This is a genomic window from Variovorax sp. CF313 (assembly GCF_000282635.1).
In the GTDB taxonomy this organism is placed as follows: Bacteria; Pseudomonadota; Gammaproteobacteria; order Burkholderiales; family Burkholderiaceae_C; genus Variovorax.
On record NZ_AKIW01000164.1, the window covers coordinates 1 to 552 of the forward strand.

Here is a 552-nt window from a genome sequence, read left to right on the forward strand (position 1 = left end):
ATAACAAGTGCGGTCATGTCGTTGTCTTCCTCAGATCACTTTGGCTTCGTTCTTGAGCTTGTCCACCAGGGTGGCGACGTCGGGCACCTTGATGCCGGCGCCGCGCTTGGGCGGCTCGCTGACCTTCAGCGTCTTCAGGCGCGGCGTGACATCCACGCCCAGGTCCTCGGGCTTGAAGGTGTCCAGCTGCTTCTTCTTGGCCTTCATGATGTTGGGCAGCGTCACGTAGCGCGGCTCGTTCAGGCGCAGGTCGGTGGTGATGACGGCCGGCAGGCTGAGGCTGACGGTTTCCAGGCCGCCGTCGACTTCGCGGGTCACGGTGGCCTTGCCATCGGCGACTTCGACCTTGGAGGCGAAGGTGGCCTGGGGAAGATCAGCCAGGGCTGCCAGCATCTGGCCCGTTTGATTGGCGTCGTCGTCGATGGCCTGCTTGCCGAGGATGATGAGCGACGGTTGTTCCTTGTCGACCAGCGCCTTGAGCAGCTTGGCCACGGCCAGGGGCTGCAGTTCTTCGGTGGTCTCGACCAGGATGCCGCGGTCGGCGCCGATGGC

The 552-nt window shown here is 64.1% G+C and carries 1 protein-coding gene; it reads right to left on the reverse strand.

Annotated elements, in window-relative coordinates:
* Positions 1–30: 30 nt before the first annotated feature.
* A partial coding sequence (locus PMI12_RS26250) for an electron transfer flavoprotein subunit beta/FixA family protein (RefSeq protein ID WP_007838818.1) occupies positions 31–552 on the reverse strand: 522 nt, incomplete at its 5' end.